The following is a 16,191-nucleotide window of genomic DNA, read 5'->3' as shown; positions in this document are numbered from 1 at the left end:
GACTCGAACCAGTAACCTGCCGGTTAACAGCCGGCTGCTCTGCCAATTGAGCTACGGAAGATCGAAGCTCCCCCGACTGGACTCGAACCAGTAACCTGCCGGTTAACAGCCGGCTGCTCTGCCAATTGAGCTACAGGGGAATGCCTCGTTGCATCGATCGTACCTACCCGGGTATTCGCCAGGGGGCGTGCGCTCGCTGCGACACATACATTAGCGCAAGCAGGGGGGTGCTCCGCCAATCGGTTCCCCCGGCACCGATGCCGCGCCGGAGACCCGCGAGGGACCTACGCAAGGGAAGGGTGGCCGTCATGCGCTACAAGCTCACGTTCGTCGTCGGACTGGCTCTGGGTTACGTGCTGGGCACGCGGGCCGGACGCGAGCGCTACGAGCAGCTGAAGAAGTCGGCACGCCAGGTCGCGCAGAACCCGGCCGTCCGCAACACCGCCGAGTCGGCGGCGCAGCAGGGCCGCCAGTTCGCGGGCAAGGCGTACCACGCGGTCGGCGAGAAGGTGGGCGATCGGGTCCCCGACTCGGTCGCCCAGCGCGTACGGTCCCTGCGTGAGCGCAACGCGAACGGCACGGGCGAGGACGACTGGGGCACCAGCAACACCTAGGGAGCCCCGTCCCGGCGCCGTCACCTCCCGCCGTACGGCAGAATTTCCGCCATGGGGATAGTCGCCGGGTTGGACAGTTCGCCCGATTTCACTCGCATCGTTGTCTGTGACACGGACACGGGGTCCGTGCTCAGGCAGGGATACGCGCCGCATCCGGTCGAAACCGAGACCGAGGGCGGCGGGCGGCCCTCCGATGTCGATCCACAGGCCTGGCTGTTGTCGCTGGGCGAGGCGGCCGGCGGGGGGCTGCTCGAAGGTGTGCAGGCCATCGGCGTGTCCGCGCAGCAGAACGCGCTGGTGCCGCTGGACGCGCAGGGCAACACCGTGCGGCCCGCGATGGTCGGCGGTGACAAGCGGGCGCAGGTCGCCGCCGCCGATCTGATCGACGCGCTCGGCGGGCGCGAGGCGTGGGCGCAGGCGGTGGGCTGTGTCCCGCAGGCCGCCCAGCCGGTGACCAAGCTGCGCTGGCTGAACCGGACCGAGCCCGACAACGCCCGCCGTACGGCCGCCCTGTTGCAGGCCCACGACTGGCTGGTGTGGCAGCTGCTCGGGCGGCCGGTCAGACGGACCACCGATCGGGGCGGGGCCTCCGGGACCGGGTACTGGTCCGCGGCCGGCGGCGGCTACCGGCCCGACCTCGTCGAGCTGGCCCTCGGTCACCAGGCCATGCTGCCCGAGGTGATCGGCCCGTCCGACGCGGCCGGTACGACTCCGGAGGGGCTGCTGATCTCCGCGGGAACCGGCGAGACCATGGCCGCGGCCTTCGGGCTCGGGATCGGGTTCGGGGACGCTGTGGTCTCGCTCGGTGCTTCCGGGTCCGTGATGGCCGTACATCATGAGGCGCTCGTCGATCAGAGCGGGATGATCACCTCGCTGGCCGACGCGACCGGGATGCATCTGCCGGTCGTCACCACACTCAATGCCGTACGGACCCTGCGCGGGGCCGCCGAGCTGCTCGGGCTGCCCGATCTGGAGAGTCTGTCCGAGCTGGCGATGAAGTCGACCCCGGGTGCGCACGGGTTGGTGTTCCTGCCGTATCTGGAGGGTGAGCGGACGCCGAATCTGCCGCACACCGCCGGGACGCTGGCCGGGCTCCGGCGGGAGTCGATGAAGGCGGAGCATCTGGCGCGGGCCGCGTTCGAGGGCATGCTGTGCGGGCTCGCCGACGCGCTGGACGTGCTGCGCGGGCGGGGCGTGTCGGTGCGGCGGCTCTTCCTGCTCGGGCCGGCCGCCGAACTGCCCGCCGTGCAGGCCGCGGCGCCCGCGCTCTTCGGGACGCAGGTCGTCGTACCGCAGCCCGCCGACTACGCGGCGATCGGTGCCGCCCGGCAGGCCGCGTGGGCGCTCGGGGTCTCGCAGGGGACGCTGGACCCGCGGACCCCGCCGCCGTGGCAGGGTCCGGTCGCGCAGGTGCTGGAGCCGGGTGACGAACTGGCCGTAGGTCAGGCCGTGCGCCAGCAGTACGTGTCCGTACGGGAACAGACCCATCCGGGGGCGTTCCGGTCGTAGGAGCTCACGTGTTCCGCTCTTAAGGGTTCATAAGGGCGCATGTGGCACTGCTCTTGGCTTAATCAGTTGAGGTAACGCGGGTGGAGTGTCGGACGATGGGGGCGAGGGGTACACCGCCCACCCCCCACCCGCCGACTCCGAGAGACCCAGCGTGCTCATACGACTTCTGCGGACCTATCTCAGGCCCTACAGGAAACCCATCGCCCTGTTGGTGCTGCTGCAGTTCCTGCAGACCTGCGCCACCCTCTACCTGCCCACCCTGAACGCGCACATCATCGACAACGGTGTCGTGAAGGGTGACACCGGATACATCCTGTCGTTCGGCGCTCTGATGATCGGGATCTCTCTGGTCCAGGTCGTCTGCAACACCGGTGCCGTCTACTTCGGCGCGCGCACCGCCGCTGCGGTCGGCCGGGACATCCGGGGCGCGATCTTCGACCGGGTGCAGTCGTTCTCGGCCCGCGAGGTCGGTCAGTTCGGCGCGCCCTCGCTGATCACCCGTACGACCAATGACGTCCAGCAGGTCCAGATGCTGGCCCTGATGACGTTCACCCTGCTCGTGTCGGCGCCGATCATGTGCGTCGGCGGGATCATCCTGGCGCTCGGTCTGGACGTGCCGCTGTCCGGGGTGCTGATCGCGGTGGTGCCGACGCTGACCATCTGCGTGACGATCATCGTGCGCCGGCTGCGCCCGCTGTTCCGGGCCATGCAGGTCCGCCTGGACGCGGTGAACCGGGTGCTGCGCGAGCAGATCACGGGTAACCGGGTCATCCGCGCGTTCGTCCGGGACGAGTACGAGAAGGACCGGTTCCGGAAGGCCAACTCCGATCTGACCGAGATGCAGCTGAAGACGGGCAACCTGCTCGCGCTGATGTTCCCGGTGGTCATGACGACGGTGAACCTGTCGTCGATCGCGGTGGTCTGGTTCGGCGCCCATCGCATCGACAGCGGCGGGATGCAGATCGGCGATCTGACCGCGTTCCTCGCCTACCTCATGCAGATCGTGATGTCCGTGATGATGGCCACCTTCATGTTCATGATGGTGCCGCGCGCGGAGGTCTGTGCCGAGCGCATCGAGGAGGTCCTCGACACGGAGAGCAGTGTCGTGCCGCCGGTGGCTCCCGTCTTCGAGCTGCGTCGGCACGGGCATCTGGAGGTCCGCGGGGTCGGCTTCTGTTACCCCGGTGCCGAGGAACCCGTGCTGAAATCCATCGACCTGGTGGCCCGCCCGGGCGAGACGACGGCCGTGATCGGCTCGACCGGCAGCGGAAAGTCCACCCTTCTGAGTCTGGTCCCACGCCTGGTTGACACGACCGACGGTGAGGTCCTCGTCGACGGTGTCGACGTGTCGACCATCGACCCGGTACTGCTGGCCAAGACGGTCGGCCTGGTCCCGCAGAAGCCGTACCTCTTCGCGGGCACGGTCGCCACCAACCTTCGCTACGGCAACCCGGACGCGACGGACGAGGAGCTGTGGCACGCGCTGGAGGTGGCGCAGGCCAAGGGGTTCGTCGAGGGGTTGGAGAACGGCCTCGACTCCCCCATCGCACAGGGCGGCACGAACGTCTCCGGCGGTCAGCGGCAGCGGCTGGCGATCGCCCGGACACTCGTGCAGCGGCCGGAGATCTACCTCTTCGACGACTCCTTCTCCGCCCTCGACTACGCGACCGACGCGGCGCTGCGGGCGGCCCTCGCGCACGAGACCGCCGAGGCGACCGTGGTGATCGTGGCGCAGCGGGTGGCGACCATCAGGGACGCCGACCGGATCGTCGTACTCGACGAGGGGCGGGTCGTGGGGACGGGCCGGCATCACGAACTGATGGCGGACAACGAGACGTACCGAGAGATCGTGCTCTCCCAGCTCACGGAAGCGGAGGCTGCCTGATGGCCGGGCCCATGGGGCGGATGATGGCCGGGACGGGCCCCGACGCCCGTTCGATGGACTTCAAGGTGTCCGGCAAGCGGCTGATCGGCCAGTTCAGGCCGGAGCGGCTGACCCTCGGCATCCTGCTGGTGTGTGTGGTGATCAGCGTCGGGCTGAACGTGGTGGGGCCGAAGATTCTCGGCAACGCCACCGACCTGGTCTTCGCGGGCATCATCGGGCGGCAGATGCCGGCCGGGACGACCAAGGCGCAGGCCCTCCAGGCGATGCGCGACCGCGGCCAGGGCTCGGTCGCGGACATGCTCAAGAGCACGGACTTCACCCCGGGCAAGGGCATCGACTTCACCTCGGTGGGTCATGTGCTGCTGCTCGCGCTGGGCACGTTCATGGTGGCCGGGCTGCTGATGGCGGTGGCGACCCGGATGGTCAACCGGGCGGTCAACCGGACCATGTTCCGGCTGCGCGAGAGCGTGCAGACGAAGATGTCGCGGCTCCCGCTGTCGTACTTCGACAAGCGGCAGCGCGGTGAGGTGCTCTCGCGCGCGACCAACGACATCGACAACATCGGGCAGACCCTCCAGCAGTCGATGGGCCAGCTGATCAACTCGCTGCTCACGATCATCGGCGTGCTCGCGATGATGTTCTGGGTGTCCTGGCTGCTGGCGCTCGTCGCGCTGGTGACCGTGCCGCTGTCGTTCCTCGTCGCCACCCGCATCGGCAAGCGCTCGCAGCCGCACTTCGTGCAGCAGTGGCGCTCGACGGGCAAGCTCAACGCGCACGTCGAGGAGATGTACACCGGCCACAACCTGGTCAAGGTGTTCGGGCGGCAGGACGAGTCGGCGAAGCTGTTCGCCGAGCAGAACGACGCGCTCTACGAGGCGGGCTTCAAGGCGCAGTTCAACAGCGGGGTCATGCAGCCGCTGATGATGTTCGTGTCGAACCTCAACTACGTGCTGGTCGCGGTCGTCGGCGGCCTGCGGGTCGCGTCCGGCTCGCTCTCCATCGGTGACGTGCAGGCCTTCGTCCAGTATTCGCGCCAGTTCTCGATGCCGCTGACGCAGGTCGCGTCGATGGCGAACCTCGTCCAGTCCGGCGTCGCCTCGGCCGAGCGGATCTTCGAACTCCTCGACGCCGAGGAGCAGTCGGCCGACCCGATGCCGGGCGAGCGCCCCGAGGAACTGCGCGGCCTGGTCGCCCTGGAGCACGTCTCCTTCCGCTACGACCCCGACAAGCCGCTCATCGAGGACCTCTCGCTGACGGTGGAACCGGGCCACACGGTCGCGATCGTGGGCCCCACAGGCGCCGGCAAGACCACACTCGTGAACCTCCTCATGCGGTTCTACGAGGTCTCCGGCGGCCGGATCACCCTCGACGGCGTCGACATCGCGCGCATGTCCCGCGACGAACTCCGCGCCACCATCGGCATGGTGCTCCAGGACACCTGGCTGTTCGGCGGCTCGATCGCCGACAACATCGCGTACGGCGCATCGCGGGAGGTCACCCGGGGCGAGATCGAGGAGGCTGCGCGGGCGGCGCACGCCGACCGGTTCGTCCGTACGCTGCCCGACGGCTACGACACGGTCATCGACGACGAGGGCTCGGGCGTCAGCGCCGGTGAGAAGCAACTCATCACCATCGCGCGGGCGTTCCTGTCCGACCCGACGATCCTGGTCCTCGACGAGGCGACGTCGTCGGTCGACACGCGCACGGAGGTCCTGATCCAGAAGGCCATGGCCAAACTCGCCCATGGGCGTACGTCGTTCGTCATCGCCCACCGTCTCTCCACGATCCGGGACGCGGACACGATCCTGGTCATGGAGAACGGCTCGATCGTCGAACAGGGCGCGCACGCCGAGCTGTTGGCGGCGGACGGGGCGTATGCACGGCTGTACAAGGCGCAGTTCGCGCAGGCGGTGGCGGAGGTGGACTGACGGTCGTCGTTCGGCCGACGGTCCGTCGTGGCTGGTCGCGCAGTTCCCCGCGCCCCTGAAAACGCCGGGCCCGCCCCGTTCTTTTAGGGGCGCGAGGAACTGCGCGACCAGCCCCCACCGGCCCGCAGCCGGGATCAATCCAGATAACCCCTCAGCTGATCCGCAAATGCATGGTCCCGCAGCTTGTTGAGAGTCTTGGACTCGATCTGCCGTATCCGTTCCCGGGTCACGCCAAAGATCCGCCCGATCTCCTCCAACGTGCGCGGACGCCCGTCAGCCAGCCCATACCTGAGCTGTACGACCTTGCGCTCACGCTCCCCCAACGTCGACAGCACCGCTTCCAGATGCTGCCGCAACAACAGAAACGCGGCGGATTCGACAGGGCTCGTGGCGTCGCCGTCCTCGATCAGGTCGCCGAGGGCAACGTCGTCCTCCTCCCCCACCGGCGCATGCAACGACACCGGCTCCTGGGCCAGGCGGAGCACCTCGCTGACGCGCTCGGGCGCGAGGTCCAGGTGGTCGGCGACTTCCTCCGGGGTCGGCTCGTAGCCGCGCTCCTGGAGCATCCGGCGCTGGACGCGGACGACCCGGTTGATGAGTTCGACGACGTGCACCGGGACGCGAATCGTGCGGGCCTGGTCGGCGAGGGCACGGGACATGGCCTGGCGGATCCACCAGGTGGCGTAGGTGGAGAACTTGTAGCCGCGGGCGTAGTCGAATTTCTCAACTGCCCTGATCAGGCCCAGGTTTCCCTCCTGGACGAGGTCGAGCATGGTGAGTCCGCGACCGACGTACCGCTTCGCCACGGAGACCACGAGCCGCAGGTTCGCCTCGATCAGGCGGCGCTTGGCCATCCGGCCCATGACGACCAACCTGTCCAGGTCCAGGGCGAGTTGGCTGTCCAGGTCGGAGGCGCCGGCGAGCTTCTCCTCGGCGAACAGGCCGGCCTCGACGCGGCGGGCGAGGTCGACCTCCTCGGCCGCGGTGAGCAGCGGGATGCGGCCGATCTCGCGCAGGTACTGGCGGAACAGGTCCGAGGAGGGGGCGCCGGTGTCGGCGACCCGGCTCCGGGGCCGGGGCCGTTCGTCGGGCTCCGGGGCCTCGGCGGTCTCCACCGCCTCGGCCGTCGGTTCTTCGAGCTCGGGCGGGCTCTCCGGCTCCGCGGTTTCGGGGTGGTGCGCGGCACGGCTCTGCGGGGGGACGGTCGCGAGGACATCGGTCTCCGCGTCCGGTTCCGCGCCGTCCGTCGTGCTGGTCTCGGTCTGGTCGAGGGTCTGGGTCTGCACGGGGGCGACCTCCAGGATGATCGCTGCCAGGGGGTACGGCAGCGGTACTTCAGGGGCGGAGTGGGCGGCCTCGCCGCAATCCGTCCCGTACTCGATGAGCGGAACCGCGGGGGTGAAGGACCCGCTGGGGACGGATCGGCCGCGCTCCGAGGACTCAGGCACCGGAACCCAGTGTGGAGTACGACACATCGCCGCCACGAGGGGCGTGCGGTGACTTTTTGAGTCCGTTCCGTAACTACGCGCTCAGAGCGCTGTGGCGCCGTGCACCTGGAGTGCCTGGTCGTACTGCTGAAGAACCCACAACTCGTTCTGTACGGCGGCCAGTTCCGCCGAGTCTCCGTGGCTGCCGAGGCGGGTGAGCGCACCCTGGATGTCGTGGATACGGCGCACTACGGCTCTTCGGCGGACGGTGACGAGCTGCTCGCCCGCGTAGTTCTCGTCGACCGTGCGGCGCAGGATCGCCTCCACGGCGAGCTCGGTGACCATCGCGCGGACGGCGTCGTCCGGTGCCGCCTCGCGGACCCGGACGAGATAGTCCTGGGCGTCCTGGAGGCCGTACTCGGCGCCGCCCGCCTCGATGATCGCCTCGCGTACGGCCGCGTAGGGCGCGGCGGTGAACTCGTCGACGCCGTACGCGTCGAAGGCCGGGGAGACCAACTCGGGGCGCTGGAGGGCGAGTTTGAGGAGTTCGCGTTCGGTGGCGAAGACCGGGTTGCGCAGGGTGAGGGCGGGGCCGCCGGTGGGGGTGCGGGGGGCGGTGTCGTACGGCTGCTGGCCGCCGCCCCCCGTCGGTGCCGGGCCCTTGCCGCCTCGGTCGCGGGCCCAACGGGCAAGCTGGGCAACCCTCTTGACCACGAACTGGGTGTCGAGGATGCCGAGCATGCCGGCGAGCTGGACGGCGACCTCGTGCTGGGCTCCGCTGTTCTTGATGCGGGCGACGATCGGGGCGGCCTCGTCCAGGGCGGAGGCGCGGCCGGCGGGGGTGTCGAGGTCGTAGCGGACGACGATCTGGCGCAGCGCGAACTCGAAGAGCGGGGTGCGGGGTTGGACCAGGTCGGCGACCGCCTCGTCACCCTTGGCGAGGCGGAGTTCGCAGGGGTCCATGTTGTCGGGCGCGATGGCGATGTAGGTCTCGGCGGCGAACTTCTGGTCGTCCTCGAAGGCGCGCAGGGCCGCCTTCTGGCCGGCCGCGTCGCCGTCGAAGGTGAAGATCACGCGCGCCGAGCCGTTGTCCATCAGGAGCCTGCGGAGGATCTTGATGTGGTCGGTGCCGAAGGCCGTGCCGCAGGTCGCGATGGCCGTCGTCACTCCGGCGAGGTGGCAGGCCATGACGTCCGTGTAGCCCTCGACGACCACCGCGCGGGAGGACTTGGCGATGTCCTTCTTCGCGAGGTCGATGCCGTAGAGGACCTGGGACTTCTTGTAGATCGCGGTGTCGGGCGTGTTGAGGTACTTCGGGCCGTTGTCCGACTCGTAGAGCTTGCGGGCGCCGAAGCCGACGACCTCGCCGCCGATGTCGCGGATCGGCCACATCAGCCGGCCCCGGAAGCGGTCGATGGGGCCGCGGCGGCCCTCCTGGGCGAGGCCGGAGAGGAGGATCTCCTTGTCGCTGAAGCCCTTGCCGCGGAGGTATTTGGTGAGGTGGTCCCAGCCCTGGGGGCTGTAGCCGACGGAGAAGTGCTCGGCGGCGGATTGGTCGAAGCCGCGCTCGGCGAGGAACTTGCGGCCGATGTCCGCCTCGGGGCTGACGGCGAGCTGCTCCACGTAGAAGTCGGCGGCCACCTTGTGGGCCTCGACCAGGCGGATGCGCTCGCCGCGCTGGTGGGCGGGGTTGTACCCGCCCTCCTCGTACCGCAGCGTGATGCCGGCCTGGGCGGCCAGCCGCTCGACCGACTCCGAGAAGGTGAGGTGGTCGACCTTCATCACGAACGTGATGGTGTCGCCGCCCTCCTGGCAGCCGAAGCAGTGGAAGAGCCCCTTGCTCGGGCTGACCTGGAAGGACGGCGACTTCTCGTCGTGGAACGGGCAGAGACCCTTGAGGTTGCCGCCGCCCGCGTTCCGCAGCTGGAGGTACTCGGACACCACGGCGTCGATCGGGACCGCGTCCCGAACCGCCTTCACGTCCTCGTCGTTGATCCGTCCAGCCACGCGTGAATTCTACGGGGCCGGACTGACACCAGTGACGAGTCGGACCTCTAGACGCCCAGGCTGTCCAGTGGAACGTGTGGGTCCGCCAGGGCCTCGGTGTCCACGCGAGTACGGGAGCGGATGAGCTGCTGGATGGGCTCTGTGACGTCCCACACATTCACATTCATCCCGGCCAGCACGCGTCCCTCCTTCAGCCAGAAGGCGACGAACTCGCGCTTGCCCGCGTCTCCCCGGATCACCACTTCGTCGTAGGAGCCCGGGGGCGCCCAGCCGGAGTACTCCATACCCAAGTCGTACTGGTCGGAGAAGAAATAGGGCACGCGGTCGTAGGTGACGTCCTTGCCGAGCATCGCGCGAGCCGCCGCCGGGCCGCCGTTGAGGGCGTTGGCCCAGTGCTCCACCCGCAGCCGGGTGTCGAACAGGGCGTGGTGGAAGGCGGCCACGTCACCGGCCGCGTAGATGTCGGGGTCGGAGGTGCGCAGCCGTTCGTCGACCGCGATGCCGCCGCCGTGCGCGCGGTCGGCCAGTTCCAGGCCCGCCGCCTCGGCGAGCGCGGTGCGGGGGGCCGCGCCGATGGCCGCGAGTACGTCGTGCGCGGGGTGCTCCTCGCCGTCGTCCGTGCGGGCCGCGAGGACCATGCCGTCCTGGCCGACGATCTCGGTGAGCTTGGCGCCGAAGTGGAAACGGACGCCGTGCTCGGCGTGCAGATCGGCGAAGAGCTGGCCCAGTTCGGGGCCGAGGACTCCGTGCAGCGGGGTCTGCGAGGGTTCCACGACGGTCACCTCGGCGCCGTACTCGCGGGCCGCCGCCGCGACCTCCAGGCCGATCCAGCCGCCGCCGGCGATCACCAGATGGCCGTTGTCCCGGCCCAGGGTGGCGAGGACGCCCTTGAGGCGCTCGGCGTGCGAGAGGCGGCGCAGATGGTGGACGCCCGCGAGGTCCGTGCCCGGGATGTCGAGGCGGCGGGGCTCGGAGCCGGTGGCGATGAGCAACTTGTCGTAGTGGACAAGGGTTCCGTCGTCTCCGAAGCGGACCGTCTTCGCCGTACGGTCGATGGCGTCGACGGTCTGGCCGAGATGCAGCTCGATGTCGTTGCGCGCGTACCAGGCGGGTTCGTGGACGAAGACGCTGTCGCGCTCCTCCTTACCGAGGAGGTAGCCCTTGGACAGTGGCGGACGCTCGTACGGGTGGTCGCGTTCGTCGCAGATCAGTATCACGCGGCCGGTGAAGCCCTCCGCTCGGAGCGCCTCGGCCGCCTTGGCGCCGGCCAGGCCTCCTCCGACGATGACGAATGTCTGATCCGCGTCGACCACTTGATGCCTCCTCGTAAGGGTGCCGCCATATGCGAGCGTCCCGCACGCAGGGTGATGCGGGAAGGGGGTGTGGCCCGATCAGGCCACGGAGGGTCACATTCGGGCTTGTTTCGCGTCACTGTGCCCCAGGGATGTGAGATGCGCGTGAAGAGACCGCGCCGACGCGTCCGTCAATGACGCGATCTGATCGACGATCACCCGCTTGCGGGCCCGGTCGTCGGGCGCCTCGTCGAACTGGGCGCGGAACTGCGGCTCCAGACCGTCGGGAGCGCGCGTCGTGAGCACCTCGGCGAGTTCGGCGACCACGATGCGCTCGTCGGCGCGGATGCGCTCCTGCTCGGCGCGCTGCATGACGTACCGGTCGGCGACCGCCTTGAGGACCGCGCATTCCAGCCGTGCTTCGTGCGGTACGACGAGTTCGGCGTCGTAGCGGGTGAGGCGGCCGGTGCCGTATCTCGCGCGTGTGGCGGCCTCGGCGGCCAGGCAGAAGCGGCCGATGAGCTGGCTGGTGGCGTCCTTGAGGCGGGCCTGCGCGACCGCCGAGCCGTCGTAGCCGTGCGGCCACCACGGCTCGTTCTGCAGTCGGTCCAGCGCCTCGGCGAGTTCGTCAGGGGCCGTGTCCGCGGGGGCGTAGCGGCCGATGGCCACCTTGAAGATCTCCTGGCGTTCCGGTTCGGCGTGCAGGCAGTTGGGGTCGATGTGTCCCGCGTGCAGGCCGTCCTCGACGTCGTGCACGGAGTACGCCACGTCGTCCGACCAGTCCATGACCTGGGCCTCGAAGCACGTGCGCGTGCCGGGGGCGCCCTTGCGGGCCCAGTCGAAGACGGGTCTGTCGTCCTCGTAGACGCCGAACTTGGGGGACTTGGGGGTGGTGGGGTGCCCTCCGCGCGGCCAGGGGTACTTGGTGGCGGCGTCGAGGGTGGCTCGGGTGAGGTTGAGGCCGACGGAGCCTTCGGCGGTGAAGCGCTTGGGCTCGATGCGGGTGAGGAGTCTCAGGGACTGGGCGTTGCCCTCGAAACCGCCGCAGTCGTCCGCGAATTCGTTCAGTGCCTGTTCGCCGTTGTGGCCGAAGGGAGGGTGGCCCAGGTCGTGCGAGAGGCAGGCGGCTTCCACGAGGTCCGGGTCGCACCCCAGGGCTGCGCCCAGCTCTCGGCCCACCTGGGCGCACTCCAGGGAGTGGGTCAGGCGGGTGCGGGGGCTGGCGTCCCAGGCCTGGCTGCGGGTTCCCGGGGTGACCACCTGGGTTTTGCCGGCGAGCCTTCTGAGAGCAGCGGAGTGAAGTACGCGCGCGCGGTCACGCTGAAAGGCGGTGCGGCCGGGGCGTTTGTCGGGTTCGGGGGCCCAGCGTTCGGTTGCGTGCGCGTCGTAGGACATGTCTCGACAGTAAGCGCAGGCAGTGACAATTCAGGAGTTGCGGGGCGCCTATGCGTCTGCCGGGTGCGGTTTCGTTTGTGGGTGCGGGTCGCATGTGGCTGGTCGCGCCCACGCGGCGGAGCCGCAAATCGATACAACCCCGCGCCCCTTGCCCGGCTGCCCCTGCCTGCGTATCAAGCCGAAGCCAGTTCCGGTTCCGTGCTCGCCGTCGTCATCAGCGCCTGGTCGTAGCGGTGGAGGACCAGCCTCGCCATCGCGGGGTGGGCTCCCAGCGGGGCCGACGCGATCCACGGGGCCTGCTCCGCGCACTGTGTCGCGAAGCGGCCGGGGGCTGTGAAGCACGAAGCCACTGCCACCCTGTGGCGGCCTCGGGCGGCCAACGCCCGGACTGCTGCCTGGACCGTGGGGGCCGCCGCCGAGGCGTACGCGGGGATCACGGGGACTCCCAGGCGGTCGGCGAGGAGTTGGGCCGTGTGGTTGGTGTCCAGCTTGGATTCGGGGTCCCTGGAGCCTGCCGCTGCCAGGACCACGGCGCTGGAGCGGCGGGTCCGGTCGTCCGTCCTCGTGCGCCAACCCGCTTCCACCAGGCGGTCGTAGAGCGTCTCCACGAGGAGGGGGTGCGGGCCCAAAGGGGGTGCCACGCGCGTGCGTGCCTGTGTCTCGGCGGCCAGTTCGGGGATGTCCCGCTTGACGTGGTAGCCGCGGGCCAGGAGGAGCGGGACGAGGACGGCATCCGTGGGGCCGAGTGCGGTGAGGGTGTCCGGGAGGCGGGGCTCGTTGAGTTCGATGTGGCCCAGGTGGACGGGGAGGCCGGGGCGCAGTTCGCCGACGCGTTCCACGAGGGCTCGTACGGTGCTCAGGGCGCGCGGGTCGCGGCTGCCGTGCGCCACCAGGACGAGCGCGGGCGGGTCGGGGCGCCGGCTGCCGTTCAGGGAGACGAGGCTGAGCTGGCTGGCGAGCTGACTGCTGATCCGGTTCATGAGATGCGCCGTACTGTCGAGGGTCGTGGACTCGTCGTGGGGATGATGCGACGCCGTCATGGACAGATGGTGGCGGTAGGACGTTGCCGTGCCGTTGCACCGGAATGACGGGGGTTTTCCGGGGGTTCACGGTGGGGTGCGGGGGGTGTGTGAGGCGAGGTGACCTGCGGATTCAGGGTTCACAGTGAAGCCGGTCACACTGCCGGCGGCGAACCGGAGCGCGTTACAGCGCGTCTGTGACTGTCGAAACCGAACGCGGAGGGGCCCCCGTTGATACGTCTGATGCGTCGCCCGAGACTTCGCCGGCCGCGACTGCCACGCACGCGTGCCGGGTGGCGGCAGCTCGTGCAGGGGGTGGCCCTCGGGTGTGTCCTCGCGCTGCTTCCGGCGACCTGGCTGTGGGTGGCGACGGCGGACCGGTTGCGGACCCTTCAGGACGCGCCGCGCACCGATGTGGCCGTGGTCTTCGGGGCCGGGCTGTGGGACGGCGAGCCGTCGCCGTATCTCGCGCACCGGCTGGACGCGGCGGCCACGCTGTACCGGGAGGGCCGGGTGAAGGTCGTCCTGGTGACCGGTGACAACAGCCGCAAGGACTACGACGAGCCGGACGCGATGCGCGTCTACCTGGCCGAGCACGGGGTGCCACGCGCGCGCGTGGTGACCGATTACGCCGGCTTCGACACCTGGGACTCCTGCGTCCGCGCAAAGAAGATCTTCGGCGTCGACAAGGCCGTGCTCATCAGTCAGAACTTCCACATCCGGCGGGCGGTCGCGCTGTGCGAGGCGGCGGGGGTCGACTCGTACGGTGTCGGGGTCGACGAGGCGCACAACGCGACCTGGTACTACGGCGGTACCCGCGAGGTGTTCGCGGCGGGCAAGGCGGCGCTGGACGTGGTGGTCCATCCCGATCCGCAGTTCCTCGGCCCGAAGGAGAAGGGGGTTGCGCGGGCGCTGGCCTCCGGCAGCAACTGAGCGCTGTTCAGCGGCAGTTGTACCAGTCGCCGCCCTCGATCGGCGTGCCGTGGGTGCGCAGGGCGGCGGTGACGGCGGGGGCCGCGAGGTACACCCAGGCGGGTACGGCGATGCCGTCGGCGTCTCGGGTCACCGGGCGTTCGACGCGCTCGTAGAGGTTGCGCGGGTCTCCGGGGGCGTAGTCCTCAAGTCGGTCGAGGGCGAGGAGGAGTCGGGGGTAGGACGCGGGGCGCGCGGTGACGAGTTCGCCGACGACCACCGAGCCTGGGTCCTCGACGGCGTACGGGTAGCCGGGGCCTTCGTAGAGGACGGCGCCGTGCAGGTGTCCGGGCTCCTCCGACTCCGTGTGGCCGCGCAGGAAGAGGTCGTGGTTGGGCTCGCCGGGGCGGAGGGTGCCGTAGACGAAGAAGGGGAGGGGCGTCGTCATCACTCTCCGGCTCTTTGCACGCGCTATGGACATGACATGTCATGACCTCTTAAATCTCATTCAACATCAACGCGGCCCCCACGCCCCCCACTTGCGTTCTTGAGGAGACCGATGAGTCGGACACGGCACATTCATGGTTCCCGTCTCGCCACGGCCGGTATCGCGGCCGGCGCCGCGACCCTGCTGGCCGCCACCCTCTCCCCCACCGCCCACGCCGTCGACCGGCCGACCCGGAGCACCGCGATCGCGAACGCCGCGTCCGCGCTGCTCGCCCATGCCACGAGTCTGGGGCTGACGGCCTCGGAGGGCACGTCGGTCCGGGACGTGATCGTCGACCCGGACGGCACACAGCACGTCCGCTACGACCGGACGTACCGTCAACTCCCGGTGCTCGGCGGTGACTTCGTGGTGCATCTGGCTCCGAACGGGAGTTATCGGAGCGCCGACCGTGCGACCCGTGCCTCCATATCCCTGTCGTCCGTGACGCCCAAGGTGGCCGCTCCGAAGGCGGCGGACCTGGCGGTGAACGCGCTGCGGGCCGCGCATCTCGGCGAGGCGCTCAAAGGCGTAACCGCCAAGCCACAGTTGATGGTCGACGCCCTGCACGGCACCCCGAAGCTCGCCTGGCGGACGAACGTCGTCGCCAAGGACTCGCTCGGCAACCCGGTCGCCCGCACGGTGTTGACCGACGCCCGCACCGGCGCCCGGATCGACGCCTGGGACAGTGTGGAGACGGCGACCGGCGACGGGCAGTCGCTGTACAGCGGGACGGTGCCGCTGGAGACGACGCTGTCGGGATCGACGTACCAGCTCAAGGACGCGACGCGCGGCGGGACCTACACCGGCGACGCGGCGAACAAGACGGACCTGTGCATCCTCGGCATCTGCATCAGCCGGGCCCCGTCCACGGTCTTCACGGACACCGACAACCACTGGGGCACCGGGGCGAGTTCGGACCGTTCGTCGGCCGCGGTGGACGCGCAGTACGGCACGAACGAGACCTGGGACTACTACAAGAACATCCACGGCCGCAACGGCATCGCGGGCGACGGGAAGGGCTCGTACAACCGGGTCCACTACGGCAACAGCTACAACAACGCCTTCTGGGACGACAGTTGCTTCTGCATGACGTACGGCGACGGTGACGGGACGCAGCTCGGTCCGCTGGTGGCGCTGGACGTCGCCGGGCACGAGATGACACACGGTGTGACGTCCAAGACGGCCGCGCTGACGTACTCGGGCGAGTCCGGCGGGCTGAACGAGGCCACCTCCGACATCATGGGCACGCTGGTGGAGTGGTACGCCAACAACGCCTCCGACAAGGGGGATTACCTCATCGGCGAGAAGATCGTCCGCTCCGGATTCGGCCGGTCGGCACTGCGGTACATGGACAAGCCGTCCAAGGACGGCAACTCCGCGGACTGCTGGAGTTCGACCGTCGGGAATCTGGACGTCCACTACTCGTCGGGCGTCGCGAACCACTTCGCGTACCTCCTCGCGGAGGGCAGCGGCGCGAAGACCGTCAACGGGGTCGACTACAACTCGCCCACCTGCAACGGCTCATCGGTCGGCGGGATCGGCCGGGACAAGCTCGGGGCCATCTGGTACCGGGCGCTGACGGTCTACATGACGTCCTCGACGAACTACGCCGGGGCCCGCACGGCGACGCTCAGTGCGGCCAAGGACCTCTACGGCGTGGGGAGTTCGGAGTACAGCGCGGTGGCCGCGGCCTGGAGCGCGGTCAACGTGGGCTGA

The 16,191-nt window shown here is 69.5% G+C and carries 12 protein-coding genes and 1 tRNA gene; 6 read left to right on the top strand and 7 right to left on the bottom strand.

The features are described from left to right. Positions 1-67: 67 nt before the first annotated feature. Positions 68-140 (bottom strand) — tRNA-Asn (locus tag OC490_RS44105). A gap of 168 nt (positions 141-308) precedes the next feature. On the opposite strand from OC490_RS44105, the gene OC490_RS44100 reads away from it, so the two are divergent. From OC490_RS44100 to OC490_RS44085, 4 genes are all read left to right on the top strand, one after another. Beyond that, complete coding sequence (locus tag OC490_RS44100; protein ID WP_200710043.1) at positions 309-614, top strand: YtxH domain-containing protein; 306 nt, start codon at positions 309-311, stop codon at positions 612-614. A gap of 51 nt (positions 615-665) precedes the next feature. Next, positions 666-2,123, top strand: coding sequence for a xylulokinase (locus OC490_RS44095; protein WP_262063697.1), 1,458 nt, complete (start codon positions 666-668; stop codon positions 2,121-2,123). A gap of 151 nt (positions 2,124-2,274) precedes the next feature. After that, complete coding sequence (locus tag OC490_RS44090) at positions 2,275-4,008, top strand: ABC transporter ATP-binding protein (protein WP_262063696.1); 1,734 nt, start codon at positions 2,275-2,277, stop codon at positions 4,006-4,008. Continuing rightward, entirely contained in the window at positions 4,008-5,936 is a 1,929-nt protein-coding gene (locus tag OC490_RS44085) for an ABC transporter ATP-binding protein (protein ID WP_262063695.1), read from the top strand. Before OC490_RS44090 ends, OC490_RS44085 begins: the two co-directional genes overlap by 1 nt. A 134-nt stretch (positions 5,937-6,070) precedes the next feature. On the opposite strand, the gene OC490_RS44080 is transcribed toward OC490_RS44085, so the two are convergent. The 5 genes from OC490_RS44080 to OC490_RS44060 all read right to left on the bottom strand — a co-directional run bounded on the left by OC490_RS44080 (position 6,071) and on the right by OC490_RS44060 (position 13,097). Beyond that, positions 6,071-7,384 (bottom strand): RNA polymerase sigma factor, encoded by a 1,314-nt coding sequence (locus OC490_RS44080; protein WP_262063694.1) that lies wholly within the window; start codon positions 7,382-7,384, stop codon positions 6,071-6,073. 81 nt (positions 7,385-7,465) lie between these two features. Continuing rightward, the gene (gene dnaG, locus OC490_RS44075; protein ID WP_262063693.1) at positions 7,466-9,370 is read right to left on the bottom strand and encodes a DNA primase; all 1,905 of its coding nucleotides are present in this window, start codon (positions 9,368-9,370) and stop codon (positions 7,466-7,468) included. A gap of 47 nt (positions 9,371-9,417) precedes the next feature. Beyond that, positions 9,418-10,683: an NAD(P)/FAD-dependent oxidoreductase gene (locus OC490_RS44070; RefSeq protein ID WP_262063692.1), complete on the bottom strand. Its 1,266-nt coding sequence runs from the start codon at positions 10,681-10,683 to the stop codon at positions 9,418-9,420. 93 nt (positions 10,684-10,776) lie between these two features. After that, positions 10,777-12,057, bottom strand: coding sequence for a deoxyguanosinetriphosphate triphosphohydrolase (locus OC490_RS44065; RefSeq protein WP_262063691.1), 1,281 nt, complete (start codon positions 12,055-12,057; stop codon positions 10,777-10,779). 173 nt (positions 12,058-12,230) lie between these two features. Next, positions 12,231-13,097 carry a sirohydrochlorin chelatase gene (locus tag OC490_RS44060; RefSeq protein ID WP_262063690.1) on the bottom strand — a complete coding sequence of 289 codons (867 nt, stop codon included), beginning with the start codon at positions 13,095-13,097 and terminating at the stop codon, positions 12,231-12,233. 222 nt (positions 13,098-13,319) lie between these two features. Between OC490_RS44060 and OC490_RS44055 the strand changes: the two genes are divergently transcribed. Next, positions 13,320-14,009 (top strand): vancomycin high temperature exclusion protein, encoded by a 690-nt coding sequence (locus tag OC490_RS44055; protein ID WP_262063689.1) that lies wholly within the window; start codon positions 13,320-13,322, stop codon positions 14,007-14,009. A 7-nt stretch (positions 14,010-14,016) separates the two neighbouring features. Here OC490_RS44055 and OC490_RS44050 read toward each other — a convergent pair whose 3' ends face one another. After that, positions 14,017-14,436: a gamma-glutamylcyclotransferase family protein gene (locus OC490_RS44050; protein ID WP_262063688.1), complete on the bottom strand. Its 420-nt coding sequence runs from the start codon at positions 14,434-14,436 to the stop codon at positions 14,017-14,019. 111 nt (positions 14,437-14,547) lie between these two features. On the opposite strand from OC490_RS44050, the gene OC490_RS44045 reads away from it, so the two are divergent. Continuing rightward, entirely contained in the window at positions 14,548-16,191 is a 1,644-nt protein-coding gene (locus OC490_RS44045) for a M4 family metallopeptidase (RefSeq protein ID WP_262063687.1), read from the top strand.

It is taken from the genome of Streptomyces sp. STR69 (assembly GCF_024519455.1).
Taxonomy (GTDB): domain Bacteria; phylum Actinomycetota; class Actinomycetes; order Streptomycetales; family Streptomycetaceae; genus Streptomyces.
This window is presented reverse-complemented; position numbering and strand designations above follow the sequence as displayed.